Origin of the sequence: Anabaena sp. UHCC 0253 (assembly GCF_009712085.1) — a bacterium.
In the GTDB taxonomy this organism is placed as follows: domain Bacteria; phylum Cyanobacteriota; class Cyanobacteriia; order Cyanobacteriales; family Nostocaceae; genus Dolichospermum.
The window spans coordinates 72800-89670 of the sequence record NZ_VILD01000003.1 but is presented as its reverse complement, the minus strand read 5'-3'; the positions used below and the strand labels follow the sequence as shown (position 1 = coordinate 89670).

General features: G+C 38.4%; 9 protein-coding genes and 2 pseudogenes. 8 read left to right on the top strand and 3 right to left on the bottom strand.

Annotated features, from left to right (window positions below; all coding sequences use genetic code 11):
* From FJR38_RS29290 to FJR38_RS29280, 3 genes and pseudogenes are all read right to left on the bottom strand, one after another.
* Positions 1-1492 (bottom strand): annotated as a pseudogene (locus FJR38_RS29290) (hypothetical protein); the annotation flags it as partial.
* Positions 1455-2921, bottom strand: coding sequence for a hypothetical protein (locus FJR38_RS29285; protein ID WP_371418165.1), 1467 nt, complete (start codon positions 2919-2921; stop codon positions 1455-1457). The gene FJR38_RS29285 and the pseudogene FJR38_RS29290, both read right to left, overlap by 38 nt.
* Positions 2912-3472, bottom strand: coding sequence for a hypothetical protein (locus FJR38_RS29280; protein WP_371418164.1), 561 nt, complete (start codon positions 3470-3472; stop codon positions 2912-2914). Before FJR38_RS29280 ends, FJR38_RS29285 begins: the two co-directional genes overlap by 10 nt.
* A gap of 295 nt (positions 3473-3767) precedes the next feature.
* Between FJR38_RS29280 and FJR38_RS08655 the strand changes: the two genes are divergently transcribed.
* From FJR38_RS08655 to FJR38_RS08625, 8 genes and pseudogenes are all read left to right on the top strand, one after another.
* On the top strand, positions 3768-4187 hold the full coding sequence (locus tag FJR38_RS08655) for a DUF3110 domain-containing protein (RefSeq protein ID WP_168497672.1): 420 nt from the start codon (positions 3768-3770) through the stop codon (positions 4185-4187).
* A gap of 54 nt (positions 4188-4241) precedes the next feature.
* Complete coding sequence (gene murQ, locus FJR38_RS08650; RefSeq protein WP_168497670.1) at positions 4242-5168, top strand: N-acetylmuramic acid 6-phosphate etherase; 927 nt, start codon at positions 4242-4244, stop codon at positions 5166-5168.
* An 875-nt stretch (positions 5169-6043) separates the two neighbouring features.
* Entirely contained in the window at positions 6044-7252 is a 1209-nt protein-coding gene (locus tag FJR38_RS08645; protein WP_168497668.1) for a response regulator, read from the top strand.
* Positions 7253-7609: 357 nt separating this feature from the next.
* On the top strand, positions 7610-7972 hold the full coding sequence (locus FJR38_RS08640) for a response regulator transcription factor (protein WP_168497666.1): 363 nt from the start codon (positions 7610-7612) through the stop codon (positions 7970-7972).
* A gap of 71 nt (positions 7973-8043) precedes the next feature.
* The gene (locus FJR38_RS08635; protein ID WP_168497664.1) at positions 8044-8517 is read left to right on the top strand and encodes a chemotaxis protein CheW; all 474 of its coding nucleotides are present in this window, start codon (positions 8044-8046) and stop codon (positions 8515-8517) included.
* An 87-nt stretch (positions 8518-8604) separates the two neighbouring features.
* Positions 8605-9741 (top strand): annotated as a pseudogene (locus tag FJR38_RS29275) (GAF domain-containing protein); the annotation flags it as partial.
* Positions 9727-13029 (top strand): GAF domain-containing protein, encoded by a 3303-nt coding sequence (locus FJR38_RS08630; protein WP_371418180.1) that lies wholly within the window; start codon positions 9727-9729, stop codon positions 13027-13029. The pseudogene FJR38_RS29275 and the gene FJR38_RS08630, both read left to right, overlap by 15 nt.
* Positions 13030-13118: 89 nt before the next feature.
* Complete coding sequence (locus FJR38_RS08625) at positions 13119-16784, top strand: hybrid sensor histidine kinase/response regulator (RefSeq protein WP_168536522.1); 3666 nt, start codon at positions 13119-13121, stop codon at positions 16782-16784.
* Positions 16785-16871 lie beyond the last annotated feature (87 nt).

Here is a 16871-nt window from a genome sequence, read left to right as displayed (position 1 = left end):
AATCTGGAATTGGTTTACCATCTATTCGTGATTGTTCTTGATTAGCTAGAAGAATATCAATCTCTGCTAACCGCTGAATTTGGTTGAATAAAGACTGATTTGGTAATCCTTGGGGGTTGGTGGTCAAGTCCGCAGATGTGCCGTAGCTAGGGGCTGTCAAACCACGTTGTAGGTCTCCCAATTCAAATATTTGGGCTGCTGCGAGAACATCTTGAATATTGCCTTTCTCAATGTTGATATTCGCTTGCAGTTGTGGTTTTTGTGTTGCTTGTTTAATGTTGACATCAAAGGAGTATTTACTGTCACCTTTGACAAATTCGCTATTGTTGAGGAGGGCTGTATCGTTATTGTAGCTGAATTGGGTAGTAAAGCGATCGCCTTGAATGCGACCAAGTTCTGGGTTGTCAATGGCTATCTTCCCGGCTGTGGCTAATGTCTGCAAATTAAGTTGCAAGTCTCCTGTTAATAATCCTGCAACTCTCCCCGGACTTAAAGGGGTATTCTCCGGTAAGGCTACATTTAAGGCTTGTAAGGGAAAATTAGCCAAATTCATCTGCCAATCAACCCCCTTGGCTACACCTGATAATAAGGCTTGTTGCCACTGCACTAGAAAGGATTGGGGACTATTTTTACCATCTAGGTTAACTGCGATGCGATCGCTTTGTCCGGTAATATCTAAACTTAACCCTTGTCCTGATACAGAATTAATGTTACCAGTTAACAATGGCTCAAAAGCAAATTCCTGAACTTTGAAATCTCTTAATCCCAATTTACCAATAATATTTGGTGCTGTGGGTTTTCCTGTCACCTTGCCATTAAAATCTAAATTACCAGCAATATCTACCAGATTAGGGATATTCACGGGCAACTGTTGAAGACTATAATTTTTAGCCTGGACATTCAGATTCAATTCCGTAAATTCGGGGATTCCTGTAGTTTGGGCATTGGCTAATACATAACCTTTAGCTTGGAAATTAGGGTTATTAGAACTATCAATAGTCAACTTTTCGCCATTCCAACCAATATTTGCTTGCAGAGGTGAATCCATACCTTGCAAACCCTTACTAAATCTGACCTGACCAACAGCAGCTATATCTGCTAATTTAGTAGCAGCCAAATTTCCGGCTACTTGTAATTTTCCACCTAACTGTCCTCTCAACTGCTGATTGAAGCGGCTTAATTGTAAACCGGAAGTAGCCACTAAGGCTTGATAATTACCCTTATTCAATTGAATATAAGAAGCTGTAACTAGACCACTAGGCAGCTTTAACCTACCTTCACCCAAGCCTTGAATAGTTTCCGGTTGGAATGATTCTACAGAACCTGCTACTTGCAACTGACCAGCCAAAATACCCGATAATTCGGGAGGTACAGAGGCTAACTTTGTTAAAGGTACATTATCAGCTTGAATTTTTGCCTGATAGCGACCTTGGGCAACTTGAATATTGGCGGCTTTAATTGTTCCCCCCACCCACAGCGAGATTAGCTTCACCTAGCCCTGTCAAGGTTTGTAGGTTAAAATTGTCCAAATTACCGGCAATCATGAAATTACCAGCCAGGGGATTATTTAAAACCGGGTTAGCTTGTTTTAATATTTTGCTAAGACGTAAACCTTTACCGACTAACAGGGCTGTAAAATTTTGATTTCGTAACTGGATTTGGGAAATATTAACGTTACCACCAGCAATATTCACATTGGCATTTTCAGGAATAATTGTTTCTATGGCAAATGGTGAGGAACTTCCTGATAAACGTAGACGACCATTAAATTCTGACCCAGCTAGAGAAATATTTTCCTGTTGTTTTTGGTCAACCAAAGACGTTAATTTGATCTTATTAGCTTGAGCTAAAGCTTGCCAACGTCCATTAGCATAAGTACCACTACCCCTGACCACACCACCACCAAAGTCGGCGATTATATCACGGAAAGAAACTGTTTGGTCAGGATTAATAATAGTTGCACCCGTGGCTGGGTATTTGGCTTGAGGAGCTTGCCATTTAACTACTGTTCGGGTATCATCAGCCACACCTTTGATTTCTGCGGTGGCTGTCATTAGACCAATGGGAAATCCTGTTTTGAGATTATATACTTGAGCGATCGCATCTCCAGGAATATTTGCGGCTCGTAGTTGAAAATTCAGTTGGGGTACTTCACCGAGGTTAATTGTTCCCCCACCTTTCACTTCGCCCCCATAAGTAGTTTTTCCGTAAATATCCGTAATACTCAACAACGATTTACTACTTATTAACTGAAATTTACTCCTAACTTGCTGAAAATCAACTTTATCAATCCGGGCAGTTTTTAAGCTACTCACAGTCCCCGATAGCACTGGTTGAGCAATATCTCCTAATATCTGTACATCGGCTTGAGCTATACCACTCACAGGTACTGGTAACTTGACTTTTAAGGTTGATTGGGCATTGGCCAAACTTACCGCATTCACACGCCCTTTTAAATTAAATCCTGCTTCTTGATCAATTGTCCCTGATGCTATAACAGGTATTTTTCCGTAGCTGGTAACTATATTATCTAGTGTAATTAGCAGTCCATCAAAAATAAGATTCCCCTGACTATTGTTTAATAGTTGGGGGATTTTGGGGATTTGTGCTGTTACCCCTGCGATCGAAGTATTACCGTATAATAAAGTTTTTTGATTTGGTGTTACCTTAATTTGCAAATCACCACTCACTCTACCTGTTTGTAAATTCAGTGGTAAAGTGACAATTCTGGTAATATCTGCGGCAAGGAGGTTTTGCGATCGCAAGCGAAAATCTCCTGCTAAAGTCTTCTGAGGAATTAAATCTCCAGCTATGGAAATATCACCCCCGCTTACGGACTTACCCACCAAATCTAATTTAATCCGTTTATTTTTATTGAGGAGTTTAGCCGTGCCATTAATCTCTGAAAATCCTACAGGCACAAGTTCAGAATTTTTTTCTCTCCACTGCCTTTCGGGACTAACACTAAATTACCATTACGAAACCGCAACCTATTCAAATCAGTCTTGATCAGTCCCCCACCCTTTTCTGGCGCTATAGTTGTACTTAACCAACTGCCTTGATTATCCTGTTGAACATAAATCTCTGGGTTAACTAAAGTTACATCTAATTGAAGATTGCGGTTAATAACTAACTTCCCCAGATCAAATCCCACTTCTACTGCTTTGATATTTGCTTTATCTGGATCTGTGGGTGTAGCAGGTATTTCTGAAGCAGCAAATTTTACTCCATTCAGTGAAAAAGACTCAACTGCACCTAGTTTTACAGGACGGTTAAGTGTAGTAGTTAAACTTTCGCTGGCTAATGGTACTAATTCCTGGTAAACAAAATTTCGTAATCGCCAAATACCACCAATCACTCCCAACAGCAACAAAGCACCTACAGTCATACCACCGCGACTGAAAATCATCAACCACAGGCGTTTGAATCCAGAGTTGACGGAACGAGAATTTTGACTAGAAGAGTTAGACATAGGTTTTCACTCTTTAACTACCATATACCTGGCAAAATAATAACTAATGGCACAATACAATACTGAGATTTATCTATGGGGCTGGGAATATAAATTAATTTTGACTTTTATGTTTAACTATTAGAGTATAACGGTCTGGGAACAAAAATTACAGATTAAGTTTTCGCAAAGTTGCCAATTATATCTTTTGGTTCATCACTGAGTTTCTACAAATGCACAAAAATGATCTGTAACTTTCGTGGATAAACAGCCGAAAACTTTAATATAAATTAGAGAACCGATCAAAGGATGAATAATGCGTGTTTTTGTACTGATTTTTAACGCTGGTACTGATAATGAGGGGATTCACAGCATTCGGATTAGCAATGCTCAAGGGTTAGAAGGCAATAAAATCCTCATGTTTGAGTCAGAAGACGATGCCACCCGTTTTGCTTTAATGTTAGAAGCTCAAGACTTCGCTATCCCCACAGTGGAGATGATGAATGCTGATGATGTCAAGGAATTTTGCGAAAGCACTGGCTATTTTTGGGAACTTGTTCCCGAAAACAGTGAATTAGTCATTCCCCCGGAAACGAACGTCGAACAAACCGATTGGCAAGCCGAACCAGAAATAGAGGATACTAAGGAAGACTTATTTCCTCCCAGTCCATCTGTCCCAGAAATTGCTAATTCTGATTTAGACAGCATTCGTCGCCAACTGGAAGGGTTATTGTAATTTTGTCATTAGTTATCACTGACTACTGACCACTGACACAGGATACACAAGATCATGACAAATTTCCAGGAACGCGGGCATCTACTCACCGAACAAGTCAATCCTCATAGTCTCAACTTAGACCAACTCAACTCTCTAGAATTGGTAGAGTTATTTAATAGCGAAGACCAAAAAGCTGTAGCCGCAGTCGCAGAAGCTAAAGTTCAATTAGCAGCAGCTATTGATCGTACAGCCCACAGGCTCAGTCAAGGTGGCCGTTTATTTTATGTGGGTGCAGGAACAAGTGGCAGGTTAGGAGTATTAGATGCGGCCGAGTGTCCACCCACCTTCTGTACTCCTCCAGAATTGGTACAGGGAATTATTGCTGGGGGGGCTGGTGCATTAGTCCGCAGTTCCGAAGATTTAGAAGATCGGGCTGAAGATGGAGAAACAGCGATCGCTCAACGTCAAATTACTCAACTAGATGTAGTCGTCGGTATTACCGCAGGGGGAACAACTCCTTTTGTTCACGGTGCTATTAATGCCGCTCGTCAACGTGGATCGCTGACTATTTTTATTGCTTGTGTTCCCAGTGAACAAGTCAGTTTTGAGGCGGATATTGATATTCGTCTCTTGACAGGTCCAGAAGTTTTAGCTGGTTCTACACGCCTCAAAGCTGGTACAGCTACCAAATTAGTCCTCAATATCCTTTCTACAGGGGTAATGGTCAAATTAGGTAAGGTCTACGGTAATCGCATGGTTGATGTCGCTGTCACTAATCAAAAGTTACGCGATCGCGCTCTGCGGATTTTACAAGACTTTACCGGCTTAAGTCGAGAAGCCGCAGGTTTTTTACTAGAACGCAGCGGTAAATGGGTCAAATTAGCTCTATTAATCCACTCGACTGGTCTAGATCCAGAAGCTGGTAAGCAACTACTAGCCGCACATCAAGGGAATATCCGCGCGGCTGTCACCACCCATAACCAAGAAACTTCTAAATAGGGCAAAAGTCATGAGGTAGGGGCGCAGGGCCTGCGCCCAGTCAATATCCACTGCGCCCAGTTAAGATTCACTGCGCCCAGTTAAGATTCACTGCGCCCAGCCAGGAGTCACCGAGAAAGAATTACAGAAACTCGGAAACAATTTATGCCATTAGCAGTCTAAGTAATTGTCTTATTCTGAACACTTGTAGGGAGCAGTGGAAAAATTTATACATTACAAAGGAAATATGCTTGACTTTGCTATTTAATTTTGTGTATTTTTTTGTGAAAGAAGAAGACTAAATTAATATAATACTCGTAAAATTCAAAAAATCCTTAATTGAAAACATGGAATCAGGTACATAATGAAATATAACTAATAACCTAAGTTGCTAGTACACAATTGCGTAAATAAACCAACCATTAAAGATTTACACAAAGCTTGTATTATCTAGTTTTTTAACTGTTAATTGTTAATTTTGCCCTGCAATCCTAGTCAGGAAACTCCTTACTAGGAAAAGGTACAAGAGAGAATAATTACCAACTTGGACGAATAGTAAAAATAATTAAAATAAGGATTATTACTGATATAAATTGAGGTTAACAAGAGTATAATATTACAGGTGAATCAAATAGGACAGCTTATTTCAGTTAAAATATACTTGATTTAGTATAAGCAAACTTACTAAATCAGATTATCATCCGCTCTAAAGCATCAAATTCTTTTAATACTTATCCAGAGCCTGACTACAAAGAAAATTATAGACCAAAGTGCGAGCTTAGACGAGCCGACTGTATTTAATTCCCTCATCGAATCATTAGCTAGTTTACTAATGAACGTATGAATATCACCGCTTTTATCAATTACTTAATTAATAAATTCTCAAGAAGGAAACTATGACCAACCAAAACGTGATAGAAGCACAAAACCTCTTCAGTGAGTTTAAAAAATGTACTCAGTTACAATACAACGGACAACTAAATATTAAAAGTTCTAAAGGGAAACAATGGGTTTTCTACTATCGGCTGGGTCGAATAGTCTGGGCTACAGGTAGTGATCATCCCTTCCGTCGTTGGCGTAGAAACATCGCTCAATATTCTTCTGGTATTGATTTGGATAAAATGCGTTGTCGTTATGAAGATATCGCCATTGACTACTGGGATTATAATCTCCTAAATATTTTATACAAAAGACAGAAAATTCAAAGAGAAAAAATTCACGCCATTGTCGAAAGTACCATAGCAGAGCTATTTTTTGACCTAGCTCAAGAGCTAGATTTTAGCTCCATTACTTGTAGTCGCAGTCAGCAAGTCATCTTAGAAATGCCAATGAGCTTTACCAGTGCAGATATGTCCATCAAGCAAATGCAAGACGCATGGGCAATTTGGTCACAAGCTGGGTTAGCAAATATTTCTCCTAATTTAGCACCCGTGCTGCGCCGACCAGAACAACTACAACAACTCGTAAATCAATCCGTATACAGGAATTTCGTGAGTTTAATTAATGGTAAATTTACTTTACGAGAGTTAGCCGTCAGAATGAAACAGGATGTTATGCCTGTGGCTCGTTCCTTACTTCCCTATATCCTCAAAGGCATTATTGAATTAGTAGAAGTACCTGATTTACCTCTCACAGTTACCGATGTTAACTCTACCTCTAAACAACCCAGAAATCAAATTCCTCCTTTAGTAGCTTGTGTGGATGATAGCCCCCAGGTTTGTAAAATTTTAGAAGAAATTATGACCGGTTACGGATTGAGATTTATTAAAATCCAAGACGCTGTACAAGCCTTACCTATTATTATCCAAGAAAAACCAGACTTGATTTTCTTAGACCTAATTATGCCCATAGCCAGCGGCTATGAAATCTGTACACAATTACGCAGAATTTCTGCTTTTGCGGAGACACCAGTAATTATATTAACTGGTAATGATGGCTTGGTTGATAGAGTTCGCGCTAAAGTTGTTGGTTCTACAGACTTTATTTCTAAACCCATAGTTGCTGATCGAGTCATGAACGTAGTTCGTAAATATATACGCGTACCTGGTCTATCAAATAATAACAATGGATCTCATGTAGAAACTGCCAGTGATCAGAATTTATAACCTCAATCCCTCTCTAAAAGAGGCAATATACCGGATAGTAAAGTTCTACGGACTTTTATATTTATAAATCTCTCCAAAAGTTCATAATTTTTACGGAGATAATAATAGTAAGATGGTGTTAACATTAACAAAGTCATCTGCAATTAACTTTGATTCTTGCTACGACTAGAAACCTTTTTTAATCAGAACTTATCAAACCTAAACTTAATGATTAGGTATGTTAATTTATGTTGAATACGTAGATTTGATGGAGGAATATCTATACAATGTATCAAGTGAGATAAAATAAAGCGCCAAAAAGTGTTTATTTGATCTGTTTTTGTTAACTTTCTTAAAAGAATTAAATAGGTAGTTATCATGAGTACGGTATTAGTAGTGGAAGATGGCTTGACTGATATGGAAATTATCAGTCGTTACTTGCAGCAAGAAGGTTATGCTGTAATATGTGCGAAAAGTAGTGAAGAAGCACAATCTAAAATAGTTAAAAATAAACCAGATATCATCGTTCTAGATGTGATCTTACCTGATAAAAGTGGCTATGAAATTTGTCGGGAATTAAAAGATAATGCCGATACTAGTAACATTCCTGTAATCTTCTGCTCCACTAAAAGCAGTGATGTTGATAAAATGTGGGGAAATATGTTAGGCGCTGATGCTTATCTGGCTAAACCAGTAGATAAGGAAGAATTGATGCGGACTTTGAAAGGATTGATTAAATAAAAATAGATTGCACATTAGTCACTAATTTATAGTGACTAAGCAGAATTATCTAGGGTAAAGGAAAATTAATTTTGGAAACCAAACAGAAATTTTTAAGCTTTTCTTTAGGAGTAAGAGATACCGCAGTCATTCCCCTAGAACAAATTACAGAAGTTGTGCAAATACCACTCACAGAAATATGTGGTGTTCCACAAATGCCTAATTGTGTTGTCGGAATTTATAATTGGCGGGGGGAAATGTTGTGGTTGGTTGATTTGGAAGAAATGCTAGGTTATCCACCACTTTTACAAGGATCAAATTTCTTGTCGAAAATGATGGCTTTAGTTCTCGAAAATGACGGAAAATATTTGGGAATATTAATTCGTCAACTCATAGATATTGATTGGTTAGATACCCAACAAATGAAACAACCTTCGGGAGAGGTATTCTATCCAGAAATGACACCTTTTTTACAGGGTTATTTTATTAATGATTCTGAACAAATGATTTTCAATTTGGATGCTTCAGCAATGCTGCAAACTTCTATGTGGACAATACATAATTGACTCCTATCTCTTGATTGGGCGCAGGCCCTGCGCCCCTACGAAAAGACTTTTTTAGCAAGCCCTACTATAATTATTGAGGTTCATAGCATGACGACTTTATATCAAAACCCAAATGAAGATGCTGGAAATGTTTTTACTACAGCACAAAGCGAAGAAAAGAAAAAAGATAATGGCAATGTAGCCAACGGTAATCATCAAGATTCATCGAGTAAAACTTTAATAGCCCAAGAATTTAAAATCTGGAGACAGCGGTTTCAGGAAATAACAACCAGAATGCGCCAAGTTCCTGATTTGGAAAAGTTATTATCCGTCACCGTAGCAGAAGTTAGAGATAAATTGGTGGGCGATCGCGTCCTTATCTACCAATTTACCACAGATGATATCGGTACTGTCTTAGCAGAATCTAGAGCCACAGGTTGGACACCTGCGATTAATGAAAGTCTGGCTGCTATTTTATTTGGTGTTTATACCAGTCAAGATTATGCAGAACCCGTAATTATTGACGATATCAATCAAATTCAAGTCACTCCCTACCAAAAGCAACTACTAGAAAAATTTCAAGTCAGAGCTAGTTTAAGTTTACCAATTTTTGTTGATAGTAAAGTTTGGGGTTTATTGGTAATTCATAGTTGTGGCATACCTCGACAGTGGCAAGAAACAGAAACTACTCTGTTATCACAAATTGCCACAGAAATTACTTACCGAGTTCAGGGGTTTAAGTTACAAAGAGAACTGCAACAATCTTCTCTAGCTAAACAATCAGCAGCGAAAGTTATAACTAAGATTTTACAACAGCCAGATGTTGAAAAAATCTTTCAAACCACTACTCAAGAAGTCCGGCAATTATTGAAATGCGATCGCGTCGGTGTTTATCGTTTTAATGATGATTGGAGTGGTCAATTTGTTTCCGAAGCAGTAGGAAATAATTGGGTGAAAGTTGTGACTCCAGGTTACAAAATGGTCTGGGAAGATACTCACCTCCAAGAAACCAAAGGTGGTAGATATGCCAAAGGAGAAACCTTTGTTGTTAATGACACCTATAAAGTCGGTTTGGCTCAATGTCACATTGATATTTTAGAACAGTTTGAAGCTAAAGCTTATATCATTTCTCCCATCTTCTCTGGAGAAAAATTATGGGGTTTACTCGCAGCTTATCAAAATACTGGAGCGCGGGAATGGCAAGATTGGGAAGTTAGCTTTTTAAATCAAATTGGTTCACAATTTGGTGTTGCTGTTTCCCAAGGAGAATATCTAGGAAAAGTTCAGAAACAAGCTGATCAATTAACTCAGATTACCAAACAAGAAAAGACTTTAACTAAGATTGTTAACCGCATTCGTCAGTCCTTGGATATGGCGGAAATCTTCAAAATCACCACCCAAGAAATGCGTCAGGTTTTGCGGTGCGATCGCGTAGCTGTCTATCAATTTCACCCAGATTTTAGCGGTAAGTTTGTCGCCGAATCAGTGAGTATTGGATGGGGGAAATTAGTCAGTACAGACTCTCAAGATATCATCGAAGATACTTATTTCCAAGAAACCAAAGGTGCGCGGTTTGCTAAAGGGGAAACTATCGCTGTTAATGATATCTATGCAGAAAATATTACCCCTTGTTACCTGGAATTATTAGAGCAGTTTGAAGCTAAAGCTTATATCAATGTGCCGATTTTCTTTGGTGATCAATTATGGGGTTTACTAGCAGCTTATCAAAATTCCGCACCAAGGGAATGGCAAACTTCAGAAGTTAACTTTTTATCTCAGGTAAGTTTGCAATTTAGCCTCGCTAAAACCCAAATAGATTATCTCAAAACAGTAGAATCTAAATCAGAAGAACTAGCACAACGGGCTGAACAAGAAAAAGCCATCAATAGGATTATTAACCGCATTCGTCAATCCTTAGATGTCGAAGAAATCTTCAAAACCACTACCCAAGAAGTGCGGGCTGCTCTACAATGCGATCGCGTCGCTGTATATCAATTTAAACCAGATTGGGGTGGCGAATTTGTCTCCGAGTCAGTAGGTGTTGGTTGGACACAATTAGTCGGTCCAAATATCAAAACAGTTTTGGATGATACCTACTTACAAGATACCAAAGGTGGTAGATATGCCAAAGGTGAAACCTTTGTGGTTAATGACACCTATAAAATCGGTTTGGCTGATTGTCATATTCAAATATTGGAACAATTTGAAGCTAAAGCTTATGTAATTATTCCCATCTTCTTTGGTGATAAACTATGGGGTTTATTAGGAGCATATCAAAATACTGGAGCGCGAGAATGGAAACCTTCAGAAGTTAACTTCTTGAATCAAATTGCTTTGCAATTTAGCCTAGCCAAATCCCAAGTTGATTATGTACAGAAAGTTCAGGAACAATCAGCCGAATTAGCGAAAGTAGCCGAACAAGAAAAAACAGTTAATAAGATTGTTAACCGCATTCGTCAAGCTGGAAATGTCGAAGAAATCTTCAAAAATACCACCCAAGAAGTGCGCCAAGCATTAAAATGCGATCGCGTGGGAGTCTATCAATTTGAATCGGATTGGAGTGGTAAATTTATCGCTGAATCAGTGGGTAGTGGTTGGACAAAAATAGTCACACCAGACTTCCAAATGGTTTGGCCAGATAGCCACCTCCAAGAAACCCAAGGTGGTAGATATGCCAAAGGTGAAACTTTCGTAGTTAATGACATCTATCAAGTCGGCCATGCTCAATGTCATATCGAAATCTTAGAGCAGATAGAAGTCAAAGCCTACATGATCGTTCCCATCTTCTTTGAAGAAAAATTATGGGGCTTATTAGCAGCTTATCAAAACTCTGCACCCAGAGAATGGCAATCTTCAGAAGTTAACTTTTTAATTCAAATAGGCTTACAATTTAGCCTTGCTAAATCTCAAGTTGATTATCTCGATAAATTACGCCAACAATCAGCAAAAATCGCCCAGACAGTTGAACAGGAAAAAACCTTCTCCAAGATAGTTAACCAAATTCGTCAATCCTTAAATTCTGGAATCGAAGAAATTTTCAAATCCACAACTCAGGATATCCGTCAACTCTTCAAATGCGATCGCGCCGCAGTCTATAAATTTACATCTGATTGGGGTGGTAATTTCGTCGCGGAATCAGTAGCCACAGGTTGGATAAAACTGGTTACACCTGAACTGAAAACTGCCTTTGATGACCCTTGTTTACAAGCAATGAACGGCGGTGAATATAAAAAAGGTAACAAGTTAATAGTCAGCGACATTTATGAAGCCAGTTTTGATACTTGCTACATTGAAATTCTGGAAAGATTTGAAGCCAGAGCCTATGCAATTGTTCCCATTCTCTTCGGTGAAAAACTTTGGGGATTATTGGCAGTTTATCAAAACTCTAGTACCCGTCATTGGGAAGAGTCAGAAACCAACCTGTTAGCGCGGATTGGTGATCAACTAGGACTAGCTTTGCAACAAACGGAATTCTTGCAACAGTTACAAACCCAATCGGCTAAACTATCAGAAGCAGCTACTAGAGAAAAAGCAGCTAAAGAATTACTCCAACAGCGTTCTATTCAACTGCTGATGGCTGTTAAACCCGCTCTCAAAGGGGATTTGACGGTTCGCGCCCCCATTACAGAAGATGAAGTAGGGACTATTGCTGACGCTTATAACGGCACTCTGCAAGCACTACAACAAATCGTTCTCCAGGTGCAATCATCTTCTCAAAAAGTAGCCGAAACCTCTACTAACAGCAGTACCTCACTGGTGGGATTGACTCATTTAGCTAAACAACAATCTGACGAAATCACTACAGCCTTGGGTGATTTGCAACAGATGGTAAATTCTACCCAAGCGGTAGTTAACAACGCCCAATTAGTGCAGATAGCCGTTCAACAAGCCAATAAAACTGTAGATTCTGGTGATACCGCCATGAATGAAACAGTTAATGCTATTCAAGCCATTCGAGAAACCGTAGCTCAAACCAGTAAAAAGATTAAACGTCTAAGTGAGTCATCGCAAAAAATCTCCAAAGTGGTAAATTTGATTAGTAGCTTTGCAACTCAAACCAACGTTCTCGCTCTGAATGCGGCTATTGAAGCAACTAGGGCTGGTGAATATGGTAAAGGCTTTGCAGTGGTAGCTGATGAAGTCCGTTCTTTATCTCGTCAGTCAGCAGCAGCAACTATCGAAATTGAAAAATTAGTCCAGGAGATTCAAGCAGAAACTGGAGAAGTGGCCGTAGCTATGGAAACAGGGATTCAGCAAGTTGTGGAAGGGACAAATTTAGTTAATGACACTCGCCAAAACCTGAATGCGATCGTTTCTGCAACGGCGGAAATTAGTCAGTTGATTGAACGCATTACTGAAGCTACCCAAACACAAATGCAGCAATCTGGTACAGTCACTAAATCTATGAATGATGTGGCAGAAATTGCGAACAAAACCTTTGGAGAATCTCAGGAAATTGCCAATGTTTTCCAAAGCTTAACCGGAATGGCACAGGATTTATTAGCAACTGCTAGTAAGTTTAAGGTCAAATAGTTAATTGATAATTGACAATTGATAATTGACAATTATCAATTGTCCATTCTTCGTTGTCCATTGTCAATTGTAAATTTTCCATTATTATTATGATTACAGATCCAGCAATTCGAGAACAGGGCTATGCCTATTTCCTCGGTGAAGCCCCCGAATTATTACAAACTATTGAACAAGATTTATTTACTTTAGTTGACAATTCTAGTACAGCTAAAGTTCATAATTTAATGCGGGCAACCCACACGATTAAGGGTGGAGCAGCCAATGTTGGACTCGATACCATCATGACAATTGCCCATTCTTTGGAAGATATATTTAAGGCTTTATATAGTCCCAATGTTGTTATTGATGGGGAATTACAAGCTCTATTAGTTGAAGGTTATGAATGCTTGCAATTAGCAGTTACAGCCGAAGTTACTAATAGTAATATTAATGCTGACGGACTTTTGAACCGAGCAACTACAGCATTTGCCCAAATTCAAGAAAAATTAGGTGATGCTTTTGGGGCGGAAACTCATATTCCCACATCAGAAGAATTAGGATTTGATATTGTTAAATCTATTTTTGAAGTCGGAGTAAAACAACGTTTAGATAGTCTGAATCAAGCTATTAATAATCCACCAGATCGGGCTGAATTTTGTGAATTATTACACTCTCAAAGTGAAGTATTTATCGGCTTGGCAGAATCTTTAAATCTCCCCGGATTGGAAAAACTGGCACGCACAATTGTGGCGGCTGTAGATGCTAATCCTCAACAGATATTCAAAATTGCTAAAATTGCTTTATCTGACTTACAAGCAGCACAAATAGATGTTTTGGCAGGCGATCGCAGTTCCGGAGGTTCACCATCTCCAGAATTACAAGCACTGGTACAGATCACAGACGATTATCCCTCTCCTGTATCAACAACCAGTTCCTTGGCTACAGTCCCCAAATATGAGCCATCTATTACATCTATTCACCAATCTTTTGCGGAGACATTTTTTAATCTTACTGCTGATTTTTATCAGTTTTTAATCACACTTAGTAATGGCAATAATGAACCTTTAAAACCAGCTAATGCCAAGTTTTATTTAAAAGTTATTCGTTATATTTTTGGCTGGTTTAACCACTACAGAGAAATACCAGAGTTAGAGCTAAATCTCTCTTTATTAATTCCTCCATCTAGTGAAAAATCTCCTGTAAATTATCTAGAAGGGTGGCTAGAAGAATTTCTTTTCTTTATAGAAAATGAAGAAGATACTCACTCTTTATCTCTTTATCGTCGCGGTGTTATTTTAATTATTCTCCTCGCAATTGCTAAATTTCAATACACTGTTGAGCAAAATAATAGTGCTATCCCTATTATCAAAAGATTAAGGCAGCAAATCCGCGAATTAGGTAAAGAATATAAAAATTACCCTCCAGTCACTGAAGCCGAAAAGAAATGGCTTGATCATCCTAAGTTACAAGATTTGCTAGTGATCAAAGAAATATCTCCTGCGTTGTTCCTTGAAGATAGTAATAATCTCTTGGAATCAATATGGGGAGGAGAAACTATTGCAGATAGTAATGAGGAAATAGTCACCACGCAAATTATAGAAACAGCAGAAGCTGTTAATCATGATAGTTATTTAGAAAGTGTGACATTATCAGCAGTTAGTGAAGAGGTAATCACAGATGATGCAAATACAAAAATTCATCAACAAGTAGAAGAGAAAACAACCGATAGTGTTAATAAAAACTCCCGTCAACCATCTTTTGTGAGGGTAGATGTTGAAGGATTACAACGTCTTAATTACCTTACAGGTGAATTATTAATTTACCAAAAAAGACGGACTTTATACGATGATCAAGTTATAGAACTAATTGATAGATTAAGCCAGCAACTTAACCAACACCAATTAACTTTATATCAATTACGGGATTTACCATTACAAGGGAATAATGTCACATCTGACAATACTCAATCAGTGAGTACCGTAAATTTCGATTCCTTAGAAATGGATGTATATTCAGAGTTTCAGTTGACATTACACACAGCAATGGAAGAAACTCTGCAAATCCAAGAAACTTCGGAATCTCTGGAATTGCTGATGAGACAAGCTACTCAAATCAGTGACAAAAAACAGACTTTAACCCTGAATATTATAGATAACTTGGTAGAAGCGAGGATGTTACCTTTAGGAACTATTTTGAGTCGCTTCCCGCAAATGGTGCAGAATCTAGCCAATGTTTATGGAAAACAGGTAGAATTAAGACTTACTGGTACACAGGTTCTAGTTGATAAAGCGATCGCGGAAAAGCTGTATGATCCTCTCTTACAACTAGTACGCAACTCTTTTGATCATGGTATTGAACTTCCCGAACTTCGTCAAGAAAGAGGTAAACCAGTCCAAGGTATTATTGAAATTCGCGCCTATAATCAGGGTAGTCAAACTGTTATTGAAATCCATGATGATGGACAAGGTTTAAACTTAGAAAAAGTCCGGACTAGAGCCATAGAACTGAATCTGATTCCCGATGATCATAGTGGAGATTATGTTCATCACCTCAGCGAATCTGAACTAATAGAAATGATGTTTGCTCCTGGATTTTCTACCGCTGGTAAAGTCAGTGAAATCTCAGGCCGCGGTATGGGTTTAGATATTGTGCGTACCCAGTTACAATCACTAAACGGCTCAATTTCAGTGCAATCATCTCCGCATCAGGGAACAACATTTATCCTTAAAATTCCTTTTTCTATGACTACAGATAAACTCATGTTAGTTCAGGCAGGTGGCGTTATTTATGCTTTACTACAAGATAGTATTGAAAAAATAGTTATTCCCTCTGCTCAACAAATCAAAGAATTTGAAGGCAAACAATTTTTACATTGGCGCACAGATGATGATGAATTGATGGTCAGCCTCCAAAAATTAGAGAGTTTGATGTATTACAATGGCGCAGTTCTGAGTACCAATAATCTGCAAAATATCCACGATGCTTCAGACGCAGGAATGGTAAAAAATCCCATCATTTTACTGCGTCGTCATCATGGAATGGTAGGGGTAGAAGTTGACCAAATTATTGGGGAACAAGAATTAGTAATTAGACCATTAGGAAATTCTCTGACTCCACCAAAATATGTTTATGGTTGTAGTAGTTTAGCTAATGGTAACTTGATCTTAGTTATTGATGGAACTTTGTTGATTGATACTAAAGAAATGCAAGCCACATTGGATGTCATGTCACTACCTATGACATCCCCACAAGCTTTGCCAATGTCAGAGGAAACTATTACCTCTACACCATTGATTACTACATCTACTCCAGCAATTAATACCCAAAAACAGCTAACTGCTAATGTGTCAGGAAATAGCAAATTACCAAAGGTGATTTTAGTAGTAGATGATGCCATTAGTTTGCGGCAAACTCTTTCTTTGACTTTGCAAAAATCTGGCTATCAAGTATTACAAGCCCAAAATGGTGTAGAAGCTTTAGAACAATTGCAGTTACATCCAGAAATTGAAGTAATTATTTCTGATTTAGAGATGCCGCGCATGAACGGATTTGAATTATTAAGCCATATCCGTCAAAACCCAGATTTTGCTAAGAAACCAGTTGTTGTTCTCACTTCTCGGAGTGCGGAGAAACATCGTCAATTAGCTTACGAATTAGGGGCAAATTCCTATTTAACTAAACCTTATTTAGAACATGAGTTTCTCTCTACTGTTGATAGTTTAGCTAACAAAAATCAGGAAAATTCAACTCAAGGATTAATAACAGCAGGTAAATAAAAATTTCCAAATTACAGCAGTTTTCATGTATTTGTACCACACGCTAATTTTTCTATTCCTTTCTTCCTTTGCGTCTTTGCGCCTTTG